The 23,007-nt window shown below is 68.0% G+C and carries 22 protein-coding genes; 9 read left to right on the plus strand and 13 right to left on the minus strand.

Annotated features, from left to right (window positions below; all coding sequences use genetic code 11):
* Positions 1–140: 140 nt before the first annotated feature.
* Both ACTIGJ_RS17295 and ACTIGJ_RS17300 read left to right on the plus strand, forming a co-directional pair.
* Positions 141–1,991, plus strand: a complete 1,851-nt coding sequence (locus ACTIGJ_RS17295) for a hypothetical protein (RefSeq protein WP_439641572.1) — start codon at positions 141–143, stop codon at positions 1,989–1,991.
* Between the two features lie 10 nt (positions 1,992–2,001).
* The gene (locus tag ACTIGJ_RS17300) at positions 2,002–3,357 is read left to right on the plus strand and encodes a hypothetical protein (RefSeq protein ID WP_439641573.1); all 1,356 of its coding nucleotides are present in this window, start codon (positions 2,002–2,004) and stop codon (positions 3,355–3,357) included.
* A 470-nt stretch (positions 3,358–3,827) separates the two neighbouring features.
* Here the strand turns inward: ACTIGJ_RS17300 and ACTIGJ_RS17305 are convergent, their stop codons facing one another.
* The 4 genes from ACTIGJ_RS17305 to ACTIGJ_RS17320 all read right to left on the minus strand — a co-directional run bounded on the left by ACTIGJ_RS17305 (position 3,828) and on the right by ACTIGJ_RS17320 (position 6,823).
* Positions 3,828–4,313, minus strand: coding sequence for a hypothetical protein (locus ACTIGJ_RS17305; protein ID WP_439641574.1), 486 nt, complete (start codon positions 4,311–4,313; stop codon positions 3,828–3,830).
* A gap of 315 nt (positions 4,314–4,628) precedes the next feature.
* Entirely contained in the window at positions 4,629–4,793 is a 165-nt protein-coding gene (locus ACTIGJ_RS17310; protein WP_439641575.1) for a rubredoxin, read from the minus strand.
* A gap of 21 nt (positions 4,794–4,814) precedes the next feature.
* Entirely contained in the window at positions 4,815–5,723 is a 909-nt protein-coding gene (locus ACTIGJ_RS17315; protein WP_439641576.1) for a fatty acid desaturase family protein, read from the minus strand.
* 293 nt (positions 5,724–6,016) lie between these two features.
* A complete protein-coding gene (locus ACTIGJ_RS17320; protein ID WP_439641577.1) occupies positions 6,017–6,823 on the minus strand; it encodes a ChaN family lipoprotein in 807 nt (268 codons plus the stop codon).
* 227 nt (positions 6,824–7,050) lie between these two features.
* Here ACTIGJ_RS17320 and ACTIGJ_RS17325 point away from each other — a divergent pair, with 227 nt between their 5' ends.
* The 4 genes from ACTIGJ_RS17325 (at position 7,051) to ACTIGJ_RS17340 (ending at position 10,579) form a co-directional block, all read left to right on the plus strand.
* Positions 7,051–7,272, plus strand: a complete 222-nt coding sequence (locus ACTIGJ_RS17325; protein WP_439641578.1) for a hypothetical protein — start codon at positions 7,051–7,053, stop codon at positions 7,270–7,272.
* A 145-nt stretch (positions 7,273–7,417) separates the two neighbouring features.
* The gene (gene glk, locus ACTIGJ_RS17330; protein ID WP_439641579.1) at positions 7,418–8,389 is read left to right on the plus strand and encodes a glucokinase; all 972 of its coding nucleotides are present in this window, start codon (positions 7,418–7,420) and stop codon (positions 8,387–8,389) included.
* Positions 8,390–8,524: 135 nt separating this feature from the next.
* Positions 8,525–9,742, plus strand: coding sequence for an iron-containing alcohol dehydrogenase (locus ACTIGJ_RS17335; RefSeq protein WP_439641580.1), 1,218 nt, complete (start codon positions 8,525–8,527; stop codon positions 9,740–9,742).
* A gap of 201 nt (positions 9,743–9,943) precedes the next feature.
* Entirely contained in the window at positions 9,944–10,579 is a 636-nt protein-coding gene (locus ACTIGJ_RS17340) for a TetR/AcrR family transcriptional regulator (RefSeq protein WP_439641581.1), read from the plus strand.
* Here ACTIGJ_RS17340 and ACTIGJ_RS17345 read toward each other — a convergent pair.
* Entirely contained in the window at positions 10,570–11,559 is a 990-nt protein-coding gene (locus tag ACTIGJ_RS17345; RefSeq protein ID WP_439641582.1) for an NAD(P)H-dependent flavin oxidoreductase, read from the minus strand. The genes ACTIGJ_RS17340 and ACTIGJ_RS17345 overlap by 10 nt on opposite strands.
* Before the next feature lie 110 nt (positions 11,560–11,669).
* Here ACTIGJ_RS17345 and ACTIGJ_RS17350 point away from each other — a divergent pair, with 110 nt between their 5' ends.
* From ACTIGJ_RS17350 to ACTIGJ_RS17360, 3 genes are all read left to right on the plus strand, one after another.
* A complete protein-coding gene (locus ACTIGJ_RS17350) occupies positions 11,670–11,951 on the plus strand; it encodes a hypothetical protein (RefSeq protein ID WP_439641583.1) in 282 nt (93 codons plus the stop codon).
* Entirely contained in the window at positions 11,948–12,910 is a 963-nt protein-coding gene (locus ACTIGJ_RS17355; protein ID WP_439641584.1) for an esterase/lipase family protein, read from the plus strand. The genes ACTIGJ_RS17350 and ACTIGJ_RS17355 overlap by 4 nt, the downstream gene beginning before the upstream one ends.
* Before the next feature lie 69 nt (positions 12,911–12,979).
* Positions 12,980–13,951, plus strand: a complete 972-nt coding sequence (locus ACTIGJ_RS17360; RefSeq protein WP_439641585.1) for an alpha/beta fold hydrolase — start codon at positions 12,980–12,982, stop codon at positions 13,949–13,951.
* A 21-nt stretch (positions 13,952–13,972) separates the two neighbouring features.
* On the opposite strand, the gene ACTIGJ_RS17365 is transcribed toward ACTIGJ_RS17360, so the two are convergent.
* The 8 genes from ACTIGJ_RS17365 to ACTIGJ_RS17400 form a co-directional block, all read right to left on the minus strand.
* Positions 13,973–14,812: a hypothetical protein gene (locus tag ACTIGJ_RS17365; protein WP_439641586.1), complete on the minus strand. Its 840-nt coding sequence runs from the start codon at positions 14,810–14,812 to the stop codon at positions 13,973–13,975.
* Entirely contained in the window at positions 14,809–15,297 is a 489-nt protein-coding gene (locus ACTIGJ_RS17370; RefSeq protein WP_439641587.1) for a hypothetical protein, read from the minus strand. The genes ACTIGJ_RS17365 and ACTIGJ_RS17370 overlap by 4 nt, the downstream gene beginning before the upstream one ends.
* An 8-nt stretch (positions 15,298–15,305) precedes the next feature.
* Positions 15,306–15,797 (minus strand): pantetheine-phosphate adenylyltransferase, encoded by a 492-nt coding sequence (coaD, locus tag ACTIGJ_RS17375; RefSeq protein ID WP_439641588.1) that lies wholly within the window; start codon positions 15,795–15,797, stop codon positions 15,306–15,308.
* Positions 15,794–16,369: a 16S rRNA (guanine(966)-N(2))-methyltransferase RsmD gene (gene rsmD, locus ACTIGJ_RS17380; protein WP_439641589.1), complete on the minus strand. Its 576-nt coding sequence runs from the start codon at positions 16,367–16,369 to the stop codon at positions 15,794–15,796. The genes coaD and rsmD overlap by 4 nt, the downstream gene beginning before the upstream one ends.
* Before the next feature lie 28 nt (positions 16,370–16,397).
* Positions 16,398–16,751 (minus strand): antitoxin, encoded by a 354-nt coding sequence (locus tag ACTIGJ_RS17385; protein ID WP_439641590.1) that lies wholly within the window; start codon positions 16,749–16,751, stop codon positions 16,398–16,400.
* Between the two features lie 10 nt (positions 16,752–16,761).
* Positions 16,762–18,204 (minus strand): metalloprotease TldD, encoded by a 1,443-nt coding sequence (tldD, locus tag ACTIGJ_RS17390; protein ID WP_439641591.1) that lies wholly within the window; start codon positions 18,202–18,204, stop codon positions 16,762–16,764.
* 67 nt (positions 18,205–18,271) lie between these two features.
* Positions 18,272–19,108 carry a carbon-nitrogen hydrolase family protein gene (locus tag ACTIGJ_RS17395; RefSeq protein ID WP_439641592.1) on the minus strand — a complete coding sequence of 279 codons (837 nt, stop codon included), beginning with the start codon at positions 19,106–19,108 and terminating at the stop codon, positions 18,272–18,274.
* On the minus strand, positions 19,101–22,985 hold the full coding sequence (locus tag ACTIGJ_RS17400; RefSeq protein ID WP_439641593.1) for a YhdP family protein: 3,885 nt from the start codon (positions 22,983–22,985) through the stop codon (positions 19,101–19,103). The genes ACTIGJ_RS17395 and ACTIGJ_RS17400 overlap by 8 nt, the downstream gene beginning before the upstream one ends.
* Positions 22,986–23,007: the final 22 nt, after the last annotated feature.

The following is a 23,007-nucleotide window of genomic DNA, read 5'->3' on the forward strand; positions in this document are numbered from 1 at the left end:
GAGCGGCATGAGGCGTCGAATGCGCGATTCGGTGAACTTGGTGTCGAACAGATAGCCAAGCTGCGGATCAAGCGCTATAACAGTGCCGGCAAGTCTCCACCATAGGCGACGGTAAACATCAAGGGAACGATCGACCAAGCATGAATGCCCTCACGCTCCTCGTCGGTGGCATAGGCGGCTCCTGCCGACGTGTAACTTACCTTCTGTTTCTAATTTGCGTCACGTTTGGTGTGCTGGCAGGCACCGCTTCGGCTGTTGAGCCAAGTGAAGCTGCCATGGCTCCGGATGGGGAGGAAAAGGTTCTGATCTGGAGGCGCGTTCGCAATGATTTCCACAATGCATCTTTCCCCACCGAGCAACTCGCAGAGCTTGTAAACAAGACGCCGACGAAGGTGATCAAAATCGCTAGTGGGCAAACACTTTCGAGTGAGTTGCAGAAGTCCTTCAACATCAGTTCGACATGGACTCCCGAGATGTATGAGGAAATGGTCTCGCACATCGTCGACATCAATGGGCTGGAAAGTCCGGACCAGATCCCCGCAGATGCCGCGCTGCAAGTGCCCGATGTTCCGCGGACTGGGCAGATTTACACGCCAGGCAACCCGTGGATCGCCGGTCAACACGTCAAGTTGATCGGGGCATTTCCGAGCGTCGTAGCAACAACGGTCGTGGGGCCAACGCTTTCATCATTCAAAGGGGCAATACCTCAGTCTGAGCTTCAATACTTCGTCATTCCGCGTCGAGAACTAAAAAATTACTTCCTCAACGGATACGTTGAACAAGGAGCTAGTGGTCTACTCGGCATCGAGCTTGGACAGGAACCGGGTTCGCCGTCCACGCTTTCAGATAAGGTACTGAGTGCTGCTGATTCCAAGCGTCTGAAGGATGGCCTAGAATCTGCTGGTGCAAACAAGCCTCGGCCTGTGGTGGTGGTTCTCGACGCGTCTATTCCGGATGACGTCGAGTTTCTTAAGTCTAAGCAGTTCATCCAGGAAGTTTCAAAAACAGTTAGAGAAAAGTATGGGCTGGGAGATTCTCCATTTTTCAAGGCGATTGGCGAGGCGGGCCACAATCTGGAGTATGGTCCCGAAAAGCTGTATCCAAATTTCAGCACGCATGCAGCACTGATCAAGCACTCGCTAGATGAGTTTGAGGCCCTTGACCCATTAGACAGAGTGCAAGTGGTCTACCTGCCCCTGTCCCATTCTCAGAACGAAGTGGACGTATTGTTAAAGGAGCTGGTGTACTTGGCTCAAATCATCAAATCGACAAAACCAGTATTTCCCCCACTTGCAATAGCTTCCCCAAATATTCGTCGGGCGGCGGAAGCCGCCACAAATACCATAGTCGAATTGAATCCGCAGGTGTTTGGTTACGATTCAGTAGCCACGATCTCCAGTGGGGTCGGCAATACACGAACAGATAGAGCATTGCTTGAGGCTCTAAGCGTCGTGATGTCGTATTACTCCACAGCGACAAGTCGGCCACATGCCCTTTCATTCTCGTGGCAAGTCAATGGGCTCGACGTTCCCGCGACCTTTCAATCGAACGAATTCGGATGGAGAGTCACCGCGGCGGGCAATCAGATCGCGAATACGAATGGGGTCGATCTGATCGATAGACAGCTTCAGTTCGCGGCACGAGCTGCAGAGCCAAAGGACTTCGTGGTCGTGATGAATTCGATGGGATCCACGGGCCGATGCCCGAGCAACCTCTTCAACGACAGCGGGCTAGACGTTGTCGCATTGGCCTTTCCCGGCAATGTCAATGCTTCGCTCTGCGGGACGAGTTTCTCAACCCCCCGTGTTGCGTGGCTGCTGGCCGCTAGGGAGGCGATCGTTGGAAAGGTGCAGCCCTTTCCAGTAGGAGAAAGCGCCAAGATCATGTGGCTCAATTCGCAGCGAAACTTAGTCATGAGGTTGCGGCGACAGTCAACGGATTTCTTCGCACGGTACGGACTCGATATCGAGAAGCTGTTGGATCAAAAATAGAAGGGACAACATGAAATTAGTCATCAAAGCGATGTTTGCAATGAGTCTTTTTGCTGGTGTCGCAGTCGCGCAAGAACCGACTACAGAAGCAGAATTCGCTGCACAAAAGGCGCTTTTGAAAGCGAAGCAGGATTACTACGAGCAACTCGCTTTGACGGCTAAGGCGCAAGCGTTGGCAAATGAGACTGCGGCGACAGCAGAAACTGCTGTGCTGACAGCGCAGAGCAATCTGTTGACTGCTCAATATGGCAAAGATCTTGCGCTCGCGGCAAGCGTAAAGGGCTCGGGGTTGGCCGCTGCAACAGGCAAAGAAGGGGCTTTGACCATCACTGCCGCGGACAAGTCGTTGCTTGGACTTCAGCAAGGGACTCTGAAACTGGTGGATGGCCTGAGCGCGGGACTGTGCGAGGAGCTTTCCAAGCGAAACGTCAAATCCTCATTTTTTGCCCCTGCCGACTACGACGCACGGGTACAGAAAAGCATTCCAGATGTCGTTCAATTTGCCGCGCTCCATAGCGCAGCGGAATCGTATCAAACCGATCCTGTTGCTCTTCAGTTCGCGCCTGCGGCCATCGCTGGCGTACTCGTTGTTGGGCAATACTTGGCTGGCGGAGTGCAGTCAGTGTCCAAGCTGTTTCGATCAGATCTTTCCGTCGGATATACCGCTGCGAATCGCCAAGCTTTGTTCGAGCAGGCAGTCTGGGCCTCCTGCGGCGACATTGTCTTATCGAACCCTGAGGCAAGACTTCGGATGAACGCCACTGAGATTCTCAAAGCATGGGTGCCCAAAATGGCGGCTTTCGTTGAGCATTTTGAAGCAGCGAACGAAAAACTGACTAGCGACAAGGCAGCCCAGAACGCGAAGAGGGCCGCAGTGGCTGCAGGAGAAAAGGGCGAAGTACGCGACAGGGAGCTCGCTCTGATCGATAAGAGGATCGCTGACATCTCTGCGAACGAACTAAAGTTGGCGAAGTACAAGCAAACGGCTTCAGCAACTAAGACCACGTTGTCCGCAATCGCCACAGGATCGCTTCTCGATTCTCTGACTTGGGGCCAGCAGTACCTGCAGGAGAGTGGCGTGCAGGCCGCTAACAACCTGGGCCTCGAGAAGGCCAACCGCATCAATTATTCCTTGGCGATGCAAGATGCTTCAGTGACGGTCAAATCGACGTTCTCTGCGGACAAGCTGCGAGCGTTTTCCACTGGCGAACTTGTGACTCACGTCGTGGATCCGAATGGGAAGACAGTATGGGTTGGCGTGCAGTCGGTAACTACATCGCCGGTAGCACTCAATATCAAGGAGTTGCAGATCGGGACGTATTCCAAGAACTACGGCGCTGTAGCGGCCCCACCAGCAACCCGGTAGTTCATCGAAAATCCGAGTCGGCATCTGGGCACCTCTCGAATTGCTGAGGCGCTCGTCAGGGAGGCGCAATACAAGACGACCTCCACTCCATTAGCAAAAACACTTTGGATAAGGATTGACAGTCGGCTGTGGGCTTACCACCGACTGTGACCTGCCTCACATCAGCGCTTGAATCCGAGGCGAAGGAATGGGCGACGCAAGGCCAAGAGAGCCGGTGCTGACATCCGCTGGTGCAGACCTTGGCTTGAACGAGTTTGCGATGCACTTTGACAGCGGAACGGACCGCCACTTACGTGTTTTACCGACTGTGCAATTACCCGCTAATAACTACTGCCTTAGTTACGGCTTTTACTAAGTAGAAGGCCGGGTTGTAGGCTTACCGGTTTTTTCAAAATTATCAGGCTCCGGGGTCGCGATCGAGCTGCTGACGAGATGCTGGTCCTTCTGGCATCCGGTTAGCGGGCCTCAACTCACCGGATCTTGACCATCAGGCTCGGCCGCCACACCGCCAGCACCACGTTGACGATGCAGATCGCGGCCAGGGCCAGCAGGGTGTTGCGCTCGGCTTGCAGCAGCTGATTCATCAGCGCCGGGTCGGCGACAGAGGCGGCCAGTTCGGCTTGCCGGCGGCCGGCGCCGATGGTCATCAGCGTGGCTTCGAACAGGGAGATGCCGAGCAGGCCCTTCACCCAGGCCCAGCCGGCGTCGTGGAAGGCGCGGGTTGCCGCGATCGACAGCAGCCCGGACAGGATCACGAGGCCAAGCGACGGGAACAGCAGATAGTCGGCAATCGCGGTGAAGGCTTCGCGGCCGGCGATGAACGCTTCGGGCGTTGCACTGCGGGCCTTCAGGTTGATGACGAGACAGGCGGCGAAGCCGCCGCCGAGACCCAGCGCGCCGATCTCGTGCAGGGCCTTGAGGCTGCGACGCCAGAAGCGGGGAGCGTTGTCGGTCATTCGTGGTTTGAGCTTGGGTCGGGTTCGGTGGCGGCATGGCGGCGTGGCGGGCCGGTGTTTCAGCGGCGCAACGGTTTCGCTCGACTGCGCAGCGCGCCGTCGATCCATCCGGGGATCAGGCTGACACCACGCCCGTGGAGTTTCGGCCGGCTGCGAGGTCGGCGGCAATCACGGGGCAAGCCGGCTGATTCCACTCCGCCTTGCCGCCTGGATTCGAAGCCCAGCGCCCACCGCGCTTTATTGTCGATGCCGGCACCGTTCAGCGCCGGCCAACCGAACGGGAACGCGGGAAGCAGCGCCGCGCGCCGGTCAGCCTCAGCGCTCGATCAGGTCGTAATCCGACTTGCCGGCCCCGCATTCCGGGCATTGCCAGTCGTCCGGGATGTCGTCGAAGAGGGTACCGGGTGCGATGCCGCTGTCGGGATCGCCGAGGCGTTCGTCGTAGATGTGGGAGCAGTAGCGACAACGATAGCGGCGCATGCGGATCGGTCCTCGCGGGCGTCAGGCGGCGTTCTGCGGCGCGGCGTAGATCGTCGGGCGGATCGACAGCCCGTGCTGGATCGCGAGATCGCGGCGCCGCAGTTCCGGCTCGATCAGCTTCCAGACCTTGGCGTTGTTGTAGAACGGCGTGCCCGGGTACAGGTGGTGTATCAGGTGCACGTGGTGGTTCTGCAGCAGCGGGGCCGTCAGCCATTCCATGCCGAGCCGCAAGGTGGTGGCCTGCGTGAAGTTCTCTTCCTGCGTGACATCGTGCGGCACGTGCGGCAGCCAGAAGAAGCTGAAGCCGAGCGACAGGAAAATGAGCCGCGACGGGATGAACCACAGCAGCAGCACTTCCTTGCCGTAGCCCATCCAGGTCAGCAGGCCGGCCACCGAGAAGGTCAGCGCGGCCATCGCCATCGAGCTTTTCAGGTACTTCGCGGAAATCTTGTCGCCCTGCCGCAGCGCATGGACGAGGTACAGCGCGTCGATCACCATCCAGCGGAACGGCAGCGTCCACCAGGCGCCGTGCAGGATGTAGTCCGGGTCCTTCGGGCTGCTGGCAAAACGGTGATGCAGGATGTGGCCCCAGCGGAACAGGCGCAGATCCACGTACGGCGTGATCATGAACACCGCGCTCTGGCCGATGACATCGTTGAGCCGGGTGTTGGTGCTGATGCTGCGGTGCAGGGAGTCGTGCACGACGGTAAAGGTCAGGTAACCGATCGTGCCGTTGATCAGCAGGCCGGCCCACAGCGGGATGACGCCATTGACGGCCAGCACGATCGAAGCCACGTAGACGCCGGTCATGACCAGCCAGGTGAGCACGGTCGGCCAGGCGATGGCCGGCGGCATCGTGAGCGTCTTGAGCCGGGCGGCCTGCGCCGGTTCGAGGTTCGCCGCAATCTGGTTCGGAACTGCAATGGGCACGGCGCGCTCCTCCTCTCTCATGGTGATCGAGCTGACGGCTTGGGCCGGCGGCATCGAGGCCGAAAGGCGGGCGACGACGACTGGCTGCCGCTAGTGTGCGTCGCGCGCGGCAGCCTGCGTAAGGGGATACGCGTTCGCACCTACCGGGCGATCGGCATGGCTTGGTCGCAGCGCCACCCGCCTTCGGGCCGCGTGGCACGGGCGCGGCTCGCGGGCCAGCCTGCTCGCTGCCTGCCGACCCCACCGAACCGCCGATCCAGGCGCGCTTCGGCAGCGCGCAGGGACTCCAGCCGCTACTTGCGCCGCTGCTTTGCAAACGCTTCGCAAGGGTCCGGCCGGCTCTGGGGCGGGACGACGTGCACCACGTCGAATTCGGCAGCGTCGGTGTCGGCCGCAGCTTCGACGAAACCGTGGCTTTCGCTGCGCCGGGCCACGGCTTCCGGCAGCCAGCGGATCACGCCGACATCGCGGCGCACATGGCCGTTGCCGGCGATCAGGACCGCATCGGGGCTGAGGGCCAGCGCATCGAGCACGGTTTTCGCCATCCAGACATCGCGCGCCAGCTGGGCGCCGATCATCGTCCGGGCCGTGGCTTCCGGAAGCAGGTTGCAGTGGCCCTGCATCACCGATGTCAGCTGCGCGGCCTCGATGTCCGGCGGCAGCGGCGCGTCCAGATGAAACTGCCGGAGGGTCGCGGCATCAAGCGCGCTGGCCAGGCCGCCACGCATGGCCCGGGCAGCGTCGTCGCGCGACACGTTGGCGGCCAGCAGCGGCAGCTTCCGGTCCAGCGCAAACTGGATCAGCGGCCGGTACAGCGGCCAGTCCCAGTCGGCGCGGCCGGCCTTGGCGATCAGGCAATCGGCATCCGCGCAGGCTTTCTGCGCCGCATCCAGCAGCGGCTGGTGTTCGCGGTCGAACTGTTCCATGACCAGCGCCGGACGCAGCCCGGCGTCGACCCGGGCGCGCAGCAGTTCCAGGCGCGCGGCGTGGCCGGCCGCGTTGTCGTGCACCTCGCCGAGCATCAGCACCGTGGCCGGGGCGGCACGGACCGGCAGGGCGGCGAAGGTCAGCAGCAGGGCGGCGAGCAGTGCGTGTCGCATTGGGCGGGCATCGGATTTTCGGACTCTGGTCAGCACCTTAGCAGCCGGGCAACGGCGTGAGGCAGGCGATTTTCGGGTGCTTCCAGCCGACCGGAAAACCGCTTTTGACCGCGTGAATGGCGCGTTTCATGCACGGATTGCAGTCAAAACGCGTCCAAACTGCTAGCCTTTCATCACCCGCGTTGTTCCACCTGCCGCCGCGTGTCGGTTCGTTAAGGAGTTATCGAGTGAAGATCAAAGGCTTGAGTCTGTGCTGCGCCGCGCTGCTGATGCTGACCGCGTGCAAGGGCAAGGAAGAAGCAGCCCCGGCTGCGCCGGTTGCGGCCGAAGCCGCTCCGGCTGCCCCGGCCGAAGCCGCCCCGGCTGCGGAAGCCGCGCCGGCCGAAGCCGCGCCGGCCGCTGCCGAAGCTGCTCCGGAAGAGAAGAAGGAAGGCGCCCCGCAGCGCTAAGCCGTGCCCCGACTGCAGGTTCCTGCAGTTGGAAACGCGTCGGTGATGCATGCGTCGCCGCTGCTGCATCGACGCCTCGGCACCGCCCGGTCTCATCGCCGGGCGGTGCCGCTTTCGTTTGGGCCACTGAATTAGGGCCTGCACGATGCCCCATCTGCTGGCGGACATCGGCGGAACCCACGCCCGCTTCGCGCTGACCGACAACGGTCACGGCATCGCCGCCGTGCAAGTGCTGCGCTGCGCCGAGCACCCGAGCCTGGACGCGGCGATCCGCCATTATCTCGCCGCCCAGGGCGAGCCGACGGTGACGGCCGCCGCCATCGCGATCGCCACGCCGGTGGCCGGCGATGCGGTGCGGATGACCAACCACCACTGGGCGTTCTCGATCGATGCCATGCGCCGCACGCTCGGCGTCGAGACGCTGCTGGTGCTCAACGATTTCACCGCGCTGGCGCTGGCGCTGCCGCTGCTGGGCGAGGCGGAACTGCTGGCGATCGGCCGCGGCACGCGCCGGGCGGAGGCGCCGATCGGCGTCGTCGGCCCCGGCACCGGCCTCGGCGTATCGGGCCTGGTGCGCTGCGGCGACCGATGGCAGCCGCTGGCCAGCGAGGGCGGCCATTGCAGCTTCGCGCCAGTCGACGCCCGCGAAGCGGCGATCCTGCAGGTGGTCGGTCGCCGCCTTCCGCATGTCTCGGCCGAACGGCTGATCTCCGGCCCCGGCCTGGTGCTGATCGTCGACGCGTTGCGCGACATCCACGGGCTGCCGGCACCGCTGGCGCAAACCCCGGCCGCGATCGCCGCAGCCGCGCAGGCCGGCAGCTGCGCGATCTGCGTGGAAGCCGCGCAGGCCTTCAGCGGCATGCTCGGCAGCTTCGCCGGCAACCTGGCGCTGACGCTTGGCGCCTTCGGCGGCATCTACCTTGGCGGCGGCGTGATCGCCGGCCTCGGCAGCGCCTTCGACCAGCCGTTCTTCCGTGCCCGTTTCGAGGCCAAGGGCCGCTTTGCCGACTACCTCGCCGGCATCGCGACGGTGCAGGTCACCGCCGCCCACCCGGCGCTGCGCGGTGCGGCGGCGGCGCTGGCCGACCGGCTGCGCGCCGATCGCGACCGCCGCTGACGCCCAGCCGGCACGCCGTCAGCCGGTTCAGTCAACGCCTGTACGCCACTTGGCGCGGGCCAGTACCTTGGCGTATGGTCCGCCCGCGAGCCGTGATTCCCGCGCGGTCGCGCTGCCCTTCCCCGGAGAATCCGCGTGCTGCCATTTTCGCTCAAGGTTTTGTTTTTCAAGTTCTTTCAGCTTCTGCTGAAGTGGTCGACGAAGATCCTGACCTTCCGCACGCCGGAGCTGTTCAGCGGCCCGGGCTCGTCACTGCAGCTATGCGAGCACATCGCCACGCGCACCGGCGTGAAGAATTTGCTGATCGTCACCGACGCGATGCTGGTCAAGATCGGCCTGCTGACGCCGCTGCAGGAAAAGCTCACCGCGCTCGGCGTGCGCTGGGTGGTCTATGACGGCGTGCAGCCGAACCCGACGATCGAGCAGATCGAAACCGGCCTGGCGCTGCTGAAGAAGGAAGGCTGCACGGCGATCCTGGCGATCGGCGGCGGTTCGTCGATCGACGCCGCCAAGGTCATCGCGGCCCGCGCCCGCAATCCGCACAAGATCGTCCACATGGCCGGCCTGATGCGGGTGATCTTCCGGCCGATGCCGCTGTATGCGGTGCCGACCACGGCCGGCACCGGCTCGGAAGTGACGATCGCCGCAGTAGTGTCCGATCCCTCGACGACCCGCAAGTTCGCGATCATGGACCCGAAGCTGGTGCCGGTCGGCGCCTGCCTCGACGGCGCGCTGATGACCGGCCTGCCGGCGCCGATCACCGCCGCCACCGGCATGGATGCGCTGACCCACGCGGTGGAGGCCTACATCTCCCGCAACCACACGCCGATGACCGATGCCGAAGCGCTGGACGCGACCCGGCTGATCATGCAGAACCTGGCCACGGCGGTCCGCGACGGCGGCAACATCGACGCGCGCCAGAACATGGCCGTGGCCTCGTTCAAGGCCGGCGTGGCGTTCACCACCGCCGGCGTCGGCTATGTGCACGCCATCGCCCACAACTTCGGCGCCTACTACCACCTGCCGCACGGGCTGGCCAACGCCATCGTCCTGCCGTACGTGCTGGACTTCTCGAAGCCGGAATGCAGCGATCGCCTGGCCAAGCTGGCCGAAGTCAGCGGCCTGAGGACGGGCGGGGAAACGCCGCTGCAGCTGGCCGACAAGTTCATCGCCCACGTCCGCGCGCTGAACGCCGAGTTCGGCATCCCGACCCAGGTCGACAAGCTGAAGGCCAGCGACATCCCGGCGATCACCGACAAGGCGATGTCGGAAGCGCACTGGACCTACGCCGTGCCGCGCTACATGGACAAGCCGGATTTCGAGGCTTTCGTCGCCCAGATGCTGCCGGCCTGATCGCCAGCGCCAACGACGCCGACAAAGGTTGCGGGATGCCGGAGGGGACCGGTCATCCCGCACAAGGGCAGAGCGGGTAGTGGCCGCGACGTGGCGGCTTGGCAAGGCCGCAGCGCTGGCACAGACGGTGCCCGTGGCAACACGGCGATGCTGCAAATTCTATGAACAACGTTAATTAAACAAGCCCGAGTCCGTCAATCGATGGCACGCCCTCGCCTTACCGCCGAAGCCGCCGACGGCGTGCGCGCCGACATCTGCGCAGCGGCGGCCCGGCTCTACGAACGCGATGGCTACGACGCCGTGACGATGCGCGCGATCGCCGCCGCGATGGATCGCAGCCAGGCGTTGCCGTATCGCTACTTCAAGAACAAGGAGCACATCTTCGTCGCGCTACGGGCGATGTGCTTCGACCGGCTGACGACGACCATGGAAGCGGTACTGGCGCGCGGCGACCCACCGCTGGTGACGCTGCACACGATGGCGCACAGCTTCATCACCTTTGCCGAAGCCAATCCGGCCGAATACCGGCTGATGTTCGCGCTGCGGCAGCCCCCGCCGGCCGAGTACCCGGAACTGCACGCCGCCCGGCAGCGGGCACTGGCCACGCTGCAGACCGCCTATCAGCAGGCGGTCGACCAGGGCCTGATCAGCGGCGATGCACTGACCGGCTCGCATGTGGTGTGGGCGGCGATGCACGGCCTGCTGACCTTGCACCTGGCCGGCCAGCTGACCATCGGTCGGCGGCTCGACGAACTGGTCGCGCCGATGCTCGACACGCTGTTCGGGCCGCGCCGGATGGCCGCCGCCAAGGCAGCGGGCCGACCGCTTCAGGGGTAAACGGCCGCCGCCGCCGACAGCCGCTGCCGCGCCGCGCGGTACTCGGCTTCCAGCCGGTCGACGACGGCCGCCGTCGGCAGCACTGCGTCGATCACGCCGACGCCGTGGCCGGCGCCCCAGATGTCCTTCCAGGCCTTGGCGGTGCTGGTCGATTCGCCGGCGCTGCTGCCCAGATTCATCTTGCTGGCGTCGGCGTGCGGCAGCTTGTCCGGGTCCATGCCGGCGCGGACGATGCTCTTCTTCAGGTAGTTGCCGTGCACGCCGGAGAAGTACGGCGTGTAGGTGATGTCGGCGGCCGAGGAATCGACGATCGCCTGCCGGTAGTCGTCGCTGACATTGGCTTCCGGCGTCGCCAGGAAACGGGTGCCGATATAGGCCAGATCCGCGCCCATCGACTGCGCGGCGAGGATCGCGTCGCCGCTGGCGATCGAGCCGGACAGGATCACCGGGCCGTCGTAGAACTTGCGGATCTCGCCGATCAGCGCGAACGGCGACAGGGTGCCGGCGTGGCCACCGGCGCCGGCACAGACCAGGATCAGGCCGTCGACGCCGGCTTCCAGCGCCTTTTCGGCATGCCGCACGCTGATCACGTCGTGGAACACCAGACCGCCGTAGCCGTGCACTGCCGGCACGATGACATCCGGCGCGCGCAGCGAGGTGATGATGATCGGCACCCGGTGCGCCACGCACACCGCCATGTCGGCAGCCAGCCGGTCGTTGGAGGCATGCACGATCTGGTTGACCGCGTAGGGCGCGACCCGCTTGCCCGGATGCGCCGCCCGCTCCGCCGCCAGCGCCGTCTCGATCTCGGTCAGCCACTGTTCCAGCGCCCCGTCGCCACGGGCGTTCAGCGCCGGAAACGAGCCGACGATGCCGGCCTTGCACTGCGCGATCACCAGCTTGGGGTTCGAGGCGATGAACATCGGCGAGGCGATCACCGGCAGGCGCAACGCGTTTTGCAGCAGGGCAGGCATCGACACGGACAGGCTCCTCGAAATGGGCGGACAGGAACTTCAGCGGGTGCATGATCGACCGGTGGACAATCGCTCGGCTTTTGTGCACGATTGTTCACATCAACCGAGTCCGACCAATGCCCGCCACCGAATCATCGCGCCAATTGCAGGGCGCCATTGCCCTACTGAAGACGGGCATCGACGCCGGCAGCCGCCGCGTCGAGGACATGCACCTCGCGATCGCCGACAAGCCGTTCCGGATCCTGGCCCGGGTGCCGGTGGTGGCCGAGGTCAGCGGCGTGGTCCGCCAGTTCCACGACGGCATCACGCGCGGCGTCCATCAGGCCGTGCGCGGCCTGAGCGCGGTCGGCTGCGACGCCGCCGTGCGCGTCATCGATATCCAGAACCAGCCCCGATGAGCCGGCTGCAGGCGGTGATCAGCGCCACCAACGGCGTGTTCGGCGATTTCCTGGCCCGCAGCGGCAACGGCCTGGCGATCGACTTCGGCCTGCGCGACGCGCACGGCGCGCCGGTCGCCCCCGATCGCGCCGCGCTGGCCACCGCCTTCCCGGCTGCCGGCGGCGACATCGCCATCTTCCTGCATGGCCTGTGCTGCGACGAGCGGATCTGGAACGCCGGCAACGGCGTCCACGCCGATGCCGACAGCTTCCCGGCGCGGCTGACCCGCGAACAGGGCTGGACCGCGCTCAGGGTTCGCTACAACAGCGGCCGCCATATCTCCGAAAACGGCGAAGCCTTTGCCGAACTGCTCGACGCGCTGCAGACGAACTGGCCGGTCCGGGTCCGCCGGATTGCGCTGATCGGTCACAGCATGGGCGGCCTGATCGCGCGCAGCGCCGGCCATCACGGGCTGGAACGCGGCGCCCGATGGACGGCCCAGGTCAGCCACCTGATCTGCCTCGGCAGCCCGCATCACGGCGCGCCACTGGAACGCTTCGGCCATGCCGCGACGCGGCTGCTCGACCTCGTCGACATCACCCGGCCGCTGGCGGTGGCGATCAATGCCCGCTCGGCCGGCATCAAAGACCTGCGCCACGGCAGCCTGCGCCACGACGACTGGAACGCCCACGATCCCGATCTGGTCGGCGGCGACATGCGCCGGCCGGTGCGGGTGCTGCCGGAAGCCCGCCACTGCGCGGTCGGCGCGATGCTCGGCGACTCCACCGACGATCCGCGCAGCCGCCTGATCGGCGACGGCCTGGTGCTGCCCGACAGCGCCGCCGGCCGCCACCCGCACCGCTCGCTGTGCGTGCCGTTCGCGCCGGCCGACACCGTGCTGCTGCCGGCGCTGCATCATCTGCGGCTGGTGCGCGATGCCCGCGTCTACGGCCTGATCGCGCGCTGGCTGTCGGCCTGATCGCCGGCAACCGGCCGGCCGCCGCTACCATCCGCTGCCCCGCCCCGTTCCCGCGTCCGGAAGAATCCCGTGGTCCTGATCCTGAAGCTGCTGGTCGCCCTGCTGGCCGTCACCGTGCTGGTCTACGCCGCGCTGTACCTGCTGGCGCCGGCGCGGCTGGCCGATACCGCGATGAGCCTGGAGCGGATGCGCGCCCGGCTCGAACGCTCGGAAATGAACATCGAGGCCGATGGCCGCCACTGGCATCTGGTCTACCTCGAAGGCGGTCCGCGCGAGGCGCCGCCGCTGCTGCTGCTGCACGGCATCGGCGCCGACAAGGACAACTGGACCCGGGTCGCCGCCAGCGGCTTGACCGCGCGCTACCGCGTCTATGCGGTCGACCTGCCCGGCTTCGGTGAAAGCGACAAGCCAAGCGATGCCCGCTACCGGATCGGCGATCAGGTGGTGCGCGTCGAAGCGATCGCGAAGCAGCTGGGCCTGACGCGCTTCCATCTGGCCGGCAACTCGATGGGCGGCTGGATCGCGGCGGCCTACGCCGTGGCCCATCCGGAGCAGGTCCAGAGCCTGTGGCTGCTGGCGCCGGCCGGCGTGATGTCGGCCGAGCCCAGCGAGATGGCGAAGCTGATTGCCGCCGGCATGCCGCCGCCGCTGTTCGCCCGCAGCAAGCAGGATTTCGGCCGCCTGCTGCAGTTCGTGATGCAGAAGCCACCGTTCATTCCGGCGCCGGTACGCGCGGTGCTGGCGCAGCGGCAGATCGCCAATTTCCGGCTCAACGAACAAATCTTCGAGGAGATCCGCGAGCAGTCCGGCGCGCTCGACAGCCAGCTGGCCGCGTTGCAGCCGCCGCTGGCGACGCCGACCTTGATCACCTGGGGCAACCGCGACCGCGTGCTGCATCCGTCCGGCGCGGCGATCCTGAAGTCTCTGCTGCCGAACGCCACCGTGGTGATGCTGGACGGCATCGGCCACCTGCCGATGCTCGAAGCGCCGGACCGGGTCACGGCCGACTACCTCGCCTTCCGCAGCCGCCTGACGCGGTGAGCGACGCCGCGCGACGGCGGATCAGCGCCCCGGCTGCGTGTCCGGCAACGCGATCGGCGGCGCGTCGCTGGTGCGCGCCCGGATCAGCCAGCGGTCGCTGAAGGCGCCGGCCGGCGGCAGCGCTTCCACCTGCAAGCGGCGCGCACCGCCGGCCAGCGCCGAGGCCGGCAGCAGCGTTTCGACGAAGCGGTAGCCATTCAGCGTCTGCAACGGCAGATCGCCGGCCTCGAACAGCGTGGTCGACGGATCGGCGTCGTCGAACAGGCGGATGCGGTACAGCCGCGCTTCTTCGGCATGCGTCACTTCCGCCTGCACGCGCAGCCCGCTGGCGCCGGTGCGCAGCACCACGTTGACGGCCGGACGCGCAGCGCCGGCCGCGCCGGTCGCCAGCAGCAGCAAGGTCGGCTCCGCCGCGACGACCGCCGGGCTGGCGGTCGCGTGGAGATGGCGGCTGACACCGGTCAGCAGGTCGCGCCGGAACACGCCGAGGACAAGCGCCAGACCGACGGCAATCGCCAAGCCGGTCAGCGCCATGCGCAGGCCGTAGCGGCTGCGCGGCCGCGCCAGCGGCGTGTAGCGGCGGCCGTGGCGGGCTTCCTGCGGTTGCGGCTTCATCGCTTGGCTGAAGCGCTGGCGAGCCTGCCCGTCCGCCGTGTTCAGCAGATGGCGATCGAACGCCGCCTGCTCAGCCGCCGTCAGCTGCAGCCGGGCCGCATCGTCGTGGAGATCGGTTTCGGCATCGCGCAGCGCCGCCAGCGCTGCCGGATCGGCGAGCAGCAGGCATTCCAGCCGCTGTGTCTCGGCCAGCGACAACTGCCGCAGCAGCAGGCCGCGCCAGTCGGCTTCCGCCACCGCGCTCATGCGCCGTCGTCCGCGCAGCGAGCGCGGACGCAGGCCTCAAGCCCGGCGCGAGCCGCCAGCGCCCGGTCGCGCAACGCATCCGGCGTGACCCCGAGCCGCGTCGCCAGCTGCTGGCGTCGGCGCTGCCGCGCTCCCTGCCCGCCGCCGTCGCCGCCGAACTCGTAGTAGCCCAGGATCAGCTTCGCGGCATCGGTGCCGAGCGTGGCGAAGCAGGCGCGCAGCGCCTTGCGGGTGGCGGCATCGGGTTCGATCGTCACCGGGGACGCTGCATCGGCCGCCGTCGCGGCCAGTGGACCGAGCTGCTGCCGGGTCAGCTGCTGCAGGCGTGCGATTGCCGTCTCGAACGGCTCGCCGGCCGGCGCTTCGTGCTGCCACCGCGTGAGCAGCGCATCGGCCAGCGGGCCGGCGCTGGCCGCCGGCTGCTGCAGGCCGATCAGCGCCAGCAGGCGCTCGCGAAGATCCACCGCCGCGCGCTCGCCGCTCATGCCGGCGGTCAGCGCAGCTTGCGGCCGAAGCGCGCCAGCAGCGCCGGAATCACGGCCTTCGGCACCAGCTTCTTGACCGGCGCACCCAGGCCGGTGAGTTCCCGCACCAGGCTCGACGACAGGTGGGCGTACTCCGGGCTCGGCGCCAGCAGCACGGTGTCGAGCGTCGGGTAGAGGTCGCGGTTCATCACCGCCATCTGCTTCTCGTACTCGACGTCGCCGACATTGCGGACCCCGCGCACCAGCACCGTCACGCCATGCTCCTTGGCGAAATCGACAACCAGCCCGGTGAAGCCGACGACCTCGACGTTCGGCAGATCGGTGACCGCCGCGCGGATCAGGTCGCAGCGCTCTTCCAGCGAGAACTTGGGGTTCTTGGCGATGTTCGAGCCGACCGCGACGATCAGCTTCGGAAACATCCGCGCAGCGCGGTGGATGATGTCGTTGTGGCCGAGGGTGATCGGATCGAAGGTGCCCGAATAGGCGGCGATGACACTCACGGCGGCAGATCTCCCGGTGGCGCGTACGTGATCAGCCCGTAGCTTACCTGCCCGGCCGCCTTTTCCTTGAGCACCGTGTAGCCGGCGGGTAGCTGCGGCGGCTGACCCTTCGGCCATTCGAGGTAGATGCGGTTCAGCGCCTTCAGCACCGGCGGCAGGTTGGCGAGCGTGGCGGCCAGCAGCGGCGAGTCGTACGGCGGATCGACGAACACGATCTCGTAGCGGTGGGCGGTGCCGCGCAGGAAGCTGATGCCGTCGCCGCGCAGCACCTCGGCGCGCGTCGCGACCCCCAGCTTGCCGATCGCCGCGCGAATGTCGTCGGCCTGGCGGGCGCCGGTCTCGACGAAGCTGGCCTGCGCCGCACCGCGCGACAGCGCTTCCAGCCCGAGCGCGCCGCTGCCGGCGAACAGGTCGAGCACGGCACTGCCGTCGATCATTGGGCTGAGCCAGTCGAACACGGTCTGGCGGACACGGTCCGGCGTCGGGCGCACGCCGGCGTCGGCATCGAAGTCGATCAGGCGGCTGCGAAATTCGCCGCCGATGATGCGCAGGCGGCCAAGGGGTCTTTTCATTCGGGGTCGTGGGAAGCGGTCAGGAATGTCAGCGGCCGATCTTCGGGCCGACCGGGCCGGGCACGCGGGCATCGGCCTCGGGCGCGCGGCGGCGCGGTCGCGGGCCACTGTCCGGCGCCGGTGCCGCGAACGGCAGCGGCGTTGCGGTCTCGGCCTTGCCGACCGGCTCGACGATCAGCCGGTCGCCGTCGCGGATCAGGCGCACCGATTCGGCCTCGAAGCGCAGCTCGGCCGGCAGGCGGATCACCTGCACGACGCCGATGCGGCTCAGCCGCACGACGGTGCCACGGCCGGCGCCGGCCGGCGCGCTGCCGTTGTCGACGCTGCGCGTGACCTTGCGACGGCCGGCGACCGGGCCGATGGCGGAAGGGGTTGGTTTCATCGCGCGGACCTCAGGCCTGGGTGCCGCCGACGGTCATGTTGTCGAGCTTCAGCGTCGGCTGGCCAACGCCGACCGGCACGCTCTGGCCGTCCTTGCCGCAGGTGCCGACGCCGGTGTCGAGCTTCAGGTCGTTGCCGACCATCGACACCCGGCTCATCGCTTCCGGGCCGTTGCCGATCAGGGTCGCGCCCTTCACCGGCCGGGTGATCTTGCCGTCCTCGATCAGGTAGGCCTCGCTGGCCGAGAAGCTGAAGTTGCCGTTGGTGATGTCGACCTGACCACCGGCGAAATTGACGGCGTACAGGCCCTTCTTCACCGAGGCGATGATCTCCGCCGGGTCCGACTGGCCAGGCAGCATGTAGGTGTTGGTCATGCGCGGCATCGGCAGATGCGAGAACGATTCGCGGCGGCCGTTGCCGGTCGGGGCCATGCCCATCAGCCGGGCATTGAGCTTGTCCTGCAGGTAGCCGCGCAGGATGCCGTTCTCGATCAGGGTCGTGCACTGCGTGGGCGTGCCTTCGTCGTCGAGCGTCAGGCTGCCGCGCCGGCCGGGAAGCGTGCCGTCATCGACGATCGTGCACAGCGGGCTCGCCACTTTCTGGCCGATGCGGTTCGAGTACGCCGAAGTGCCCTTGCGGTTGAAATCGCCTTCCAGTCCGTGGCCAACCGCCTCGTGCAGCAGGATGCCGGGCCAGCCGGCGCCGAGTACCACGGTCATCGCGCCGGCCGGCGCCGGGCTGGCTTCCAGCAGCATCAGCGCTTGACGCACGGCTTCGGCGGCGTAGCGCTCGGCGGCATCGCCGCCGAAGAAATCGCCGTAGCTGCCGCGTCCGCCGCCGCCGCTGCCGGCCTGTTCGCGGCGGCCCTGGTGTTCTGCGATCACGGTGACGTTCATCCGCACCAGCGGCCGGACGTCGGCAGCCAGGGTGCCGTCGGCGGCGGCGACCAGCACGATGTCGTGAGTCGCGGCCAGCGACACCATCACCTGGGTGATGCGCGGGTCGATCGCGCGGGCCGCTGCGTCGGCGCGCTTCAGCAGCGCGAGCTTCTGCTCGGTCGGCCAGCTGTCGAGCGGGCTCGCCGCCGGGTACAGCGCCGGGCGCGAGGCCGGGACGACATGACCGAGCGAGCCGGTCTGGCCGTGGCGGACGATTGCCGTCGCCGCGCCCGAGGCATCGACCAGCGCCGGCAGGCTCAGTTCGTCGGAATAGGCGAAGCCGGTCTTCTCGCCGCCGATCGCGCGCACGCCGACGCCCTGCTCGGTGTGATTGGCGCCTGACTTGACGATGCCGTCCTCGAAGAACCAGGACTCCGACACCGAGTTCTGGAAGTACAGATCGGCGGCATCGATGCCCGGCTTCATCAGGCCGGACAGCACGCGCTGGATCGCGCCTTCATCGAGCGCGGCGGGTGCCAGCAGGGTGGCGGAAGCAAGATCGAGGGCGGTGGTCATGTCGGCAGACGAAAAGGAAAGAGGTGCAGTGTGAACGCGGACGGCGATCGGCGGGCGCAGCGGACGCTCAGACGCCGATGCGCCGCTGCGACAGGTTCGGGAAGCTGGCGCGCAGCGCCTGTAGCGCGGCCAAGTCGACAGCGGCGGTGGCCAGCCCTTCGCCGGCCTCGCGGCAGGCCAGCCGCTCGCCCCAGGGGCCGACGATCATCGAATGGCCCCAGGTCTGGCGGCCGCCGGCATGGCTGCCGGTTTCACCCGGCGCCAGCACATAGCACTGGTTCTCGATCGCCCGGGCCCGCAGCAGGATTTCCCAGTGCGCCTCGCCGGTCCTGGCGGTGAACGCCGCCGGCACGCAGAGGATTTCCGCGCCCATGCCCGCCAGCTGCCGGTACAGCTCCGGGAAGCGCAGGTCGTAGCAGACCGACAGGCCAAGCCGGCCGGCCGGCGTGTCGACCACCGCGAAGCCGGACGGATCGCCGTGGGCGATGGTGCGCGACTCCCGATAGCGCTCGCCGGTGGCGCTCGGCACGTCGACGTCGAACAGGTGGATCTTGTCGTAGCGGGCGTGCTGCTGGCCGCTGTCGTCGAACACAAGGCTCGCCGCCCAGACCCGGCCCGGATCGCCGTCGACCGCCACCGGCACGGTGCCGGCGACGATCCACAGCCCGAGCCGCTGCGCGGTGGCGGCCAGCCAGTCCTGGATCGGCCCGCGGCCATACGGCTCGGCGTGCGCCAGCTTGTCGGTGTCGCGGGCGCCCATGATCGCGAAGTTCTCCGGCAGCGCCGCCAGCACCGCGCCGGCCGCACGGGCCTCGGCCAGCAGACGGCCGGCGGTCGCCAGGTTGGCGGCGACGTCGGCGGTGGAATTCATCTGGATCGCGCTGATCAGCGCCGGCTCAGCCATTGCGTGCATCCACGGTGTTGAGGGTCCTGCTGGCGGGGTTGGGCGGCGGCGGGCTCTCGGCGCTGCCCTGCAGCACGGTCGGGTCGTCCCAGCTGCCGGTGACACGGTAGCTGAAGCTGCCGAGCTGGTTGAACGGCTTGTCGAACAGCTGCTGGGCGACCAGCAGGATGCCGCCGGCGATCGGCCCGCCGAGCAAGGTGGCGCCGACCGTGACGCCGGTCGAGATGTCCGGGAACACGGTGACCTTCTGGTCGTAGTCGCGCGCTGCCAGGCCGATGCGGCCGCGCATCTCGATCTTCAGTGACGGGCTCTTGATGTCGAGATCGTCGGTCACCGCATTGCCATCGGCCAGCGCGAAGCGGCCCTTGAGCGTGTCGAAGCCGAGGCCGTCATCGACCACATCCTTGAAATCGAACAGCAGCCTGCGTGGCAGCGCGTACAGGTTGACCAGCCCCAGCACCCGGCCCGCGCCCGGCTCCACCGCCTTCAGCGCGCCGCGCTTGAGGTGGATGGCGATGTCGCCGGTCGCCTGCGACAGCTCCAGCCCGGCCGGCACCCGTGGCCAGACCACATTGCCGGTGAAGTGGGCATCCTCGGCCGTGAGGTTCGGCGTGTAGCCGAACACCCGCAGCACGTCGCCGATGGCATCGGCGCGTAGGTCGAAATCCAGCGCCGCGCTCGACACCGACTCCTGGCGCAGCCAGTTGCCATGCGCGCTGCCGACCAGCCGGCCGCCGTCCAGCGCCAGCCGGTCGATGCGCTGGCCATCGGCGATGCGCGCGGTCGCCACCTGCAGGTGGCCGAGCGCGACATCGCCCAGGCTGAGCTGCTGGGCATCGAGATCGAACACCGGCGCACGGGTCGGATCGAACGGCGAATCCGGCGGCGCGACACCGGCTTCCGACGGCGGCAGCGGCGGCAGCGGCGGCAGCGCCTCGATCGCCAGCCGCTCGAAGCGCGCCACCACGCGGCCGCCGTCGTCGGGCTGCCAGTCGACGGTGCCGGTCGCCGCACCCTCGGTGCGCACGCGAATGCCGCCGCCGGAGGCCGCTGCGGGCAGCGCCAGCAGCCGCATCGGTCCGAACTGCCAGCGGCGCAGGCTGGTGCGGGCGGCGCTGACATCGGCGCGCACCAGCGGCAGCGCGGGCGCTGCGGCCGCCCCGCCCGGCCGATCGCCGCCTGCGGCCGACAGCACGCCGAGCCAGCCCGACAGGTCGAGCAGTTCCGGCGTGCCGCCGATGACCAGGCCATCGGCATCGGCGCGCGGCTCCGGCAGCGCCGCGCCGAACAGCGCTTCGACGCCGCGAATCGGGCCGCTGCCGCCCTCGCCGCCTTCGGCGAAGCGGATGCCGACCTTCAGCTCGTCGGCCACCGCCACCTGCAGGCGCGTGCTGCCGCCATCGCCGGACAGACCCAGCCGCAGCGGCAGCGCCGAACCGGCGGTCTTGGCCAGCGGCACCGGCAGGCTCGACGTGACGCCCTGCAGATCGCTGGTCAGGCTCAGCCGGCCGGCTTCCGATCCTCCCAGCGGCAGCCGCAGCCGCGCCTCGGTGCTGCCGCTCAGACCGACACGCAGCCAGGCCGGCACATAGACCGCCGACAGGCCGTCGTCGCGGCCCGGCTGCAGGCTGAAATCGCCGCTCAGCACCGGCTCGCTGCTGCCTGGCTCGGTGGCGATGCGCGCGGCCAGCGCGGTGTCGTAGAGGCGTGCGCTGATCGCTTCGGCGGCGATCGACTTGCCGTAGACCAGCTCGCCGCGCACCTCGCGCAGCGGCTCGGCCATGCCGCGCACCGCCAGGGTCACGCCCTCGACCTGCAGGCTGCCGCTGGCATCGACCGGCGGCTGCGGACTGTTCAGCGGAATCCGCAGCCGCAGGTCGCCGCGCACCGGGCCGCTGGCCTCGGTGCGGCCGATCAGCCCGCCGAGCCGGGCTTTCAGCGGCGACTCGCGGAACAGCCGGTAGAGCTGGCTGGCGTCACCGGCGATGTCGGCCGACAGCACCAGTTCGGCAGCCGAGAAATCGGCGATCCGCGCTTCCAGCCGGCCGGCCGCGAGGCCGCTGATCCGGCCCTGCCGGCCGACGATGTCGAGGCCGTGGTCGTGGAACACCAGCTGGGCGGCGATGCCCTCGGCGGCCGGCCAGTCCGGCGCGAAGGCCAGCACCGCGTCGTCGACATCCAGCGTCAGCCGCCACGGGATGGTCGGGTGGTTGTCGGCATCGCGCGGCGTCAGCGGCGCATCGATCAGCAGACGCCCACCGGTGACGCGCGCCTGCCGGATCGCCCGCTCCAGCCAGGCGCGGCTGTTCGGCCCCCAGTTGAGCGGCATGTACGGCTTCAGCGCGGCGACCGCATCGGACTTGAGCCCAAGGTCGAGCTTCAGGTCCGGCACCTGCCCGGCCGGATGCAGCGTCAGCTGCAGCAGGCCGTCGGCGCTGCTGCTGCCGAGGCGCAGCGCCAGTGCCGGCGCATCGATGCACCAGTCGTCGCCGCTGCGCGTCCAGCGCAGCTCGCCGCGCACTTCATCGAGCGGCAGCGGCTGTTCGAAGGCTTTCGGCAGGTGCAGCTGCAGCGGCGTGCCGGCCAGCCGGACGGTGCCGCCGTCGGCGCTGGCCTGCAGCTCGCCGTCGAGGCCGGCGAAGCCGGGCTGCTGTGCATCGCTGTCGAGGCCGACGCCGAGCAGCCGCGCCTGCAGCGACAGCGCCGCCGGCCCGCCATCGGCTGCAGGCGCCGCCAGGCTCAGGCGCAGCGCCTGCAGATCGCCACGCAGGTCGGCGAGCCGCGCGCGGTTGGCCGGCAGCTCGGCCAGCAGGCCCAGCCATGGCGCCAGATCGTCGAGCCGCAGCTGCGGCGCGATCAGCGTGCGGCTGCCGTCGGCGGCCTGCTGGACGCTGAGGCCATCGAGCGCCCAGGGGCCGCGCGGACCGGTGATCGAGGCGCGGGGAAGCGCCAGCTGCCAGCCGCCGTCGAGCGGCGTCAGCGTGGCCTCGAGCGCGACCGCGCGCAGCGCCGCCAGCGGCTGCATGCCGACCCGCGCCGCCAGCGCGCCGGTCTGCAGGTTCAGCCGGGTGGCGGCCGGCCGGCCGGCGTCGATGGTGCCGCTGGCCTTCAGCTGCACGTCGTCCAGCGTCAGCACCGCGCCGGGCTTGAGCCGGGCGGCGAGCCACGGCCAGCCGGCAAAATCCTCGACATCGAGCGTCCACTGGCCATGCAGGCTGTCGCGCTCGGCGAGGCTGCCTTCGAGCCGGGCGCTGAAACGCAGCCGGCGCGCCAGCGTCTCCGGCGGCAGCAGCTGGGCTTCGATCCGGTAGCCGGCCCGGCCGTGGCGCAGGCGGGCGTGTTCGAGCCGGAAGGCCAGCGGCGCGGCGTCGCCGAGGCGGCTGTCGCGCAGGTTCAGGCGGGCATCGTGCAGGCGCAGCTCGGCAAAGCGGGCCAGTTCGTCGGCCAGCGAGCGGTCGCCGGTGCGGTCGAGGTCGATGCCGTCGATCTGCAGCCGGCCGTCGGCGTCGACGCTCGCCGCCAGCTGCAGGCCGTCGATCTCGATCCGGTCCGGCGTGCGCGGGCCGGCGATCAGCCGGGTCGGGCTCAGGCCCAGGCGCAGCCGGCGCAGGTCGAGCAGCGCATGGCCATGGTCATCGAGCAGGGCGAGGTCGCGCAGGTCCAGCGTCGGCCTCGGCCCACGCCAGGTCAGCGCCATCGTGCCGATCCGCACCGGATGGCCGACCGCGCGGCCGATGGCGTCCTGCAGGTCGAGGCGGTAGCCGGGCACGGCGTCCACCAGCACGGTGAAGACGGCGCTGATCGAGGCGGCGGCGACGGTCAGCACCGCCAGCAGCGTGATCAGTCGCGTCCACCAGCGCTTGCGCGTCCGCTTCACGCGTCGCCGGCACCCGGGGCGC

Origin of the sequence: Nevskia sp., from assembly GCF_051860985.1 — a bacterium.
In the GTDB taxonomy this organism is placed as follows: domain Bacteria; phylum Pseudomonadota; class Gammaproteobacteria; order Nevskiales; family Nevskiaceae; genus Nevskia.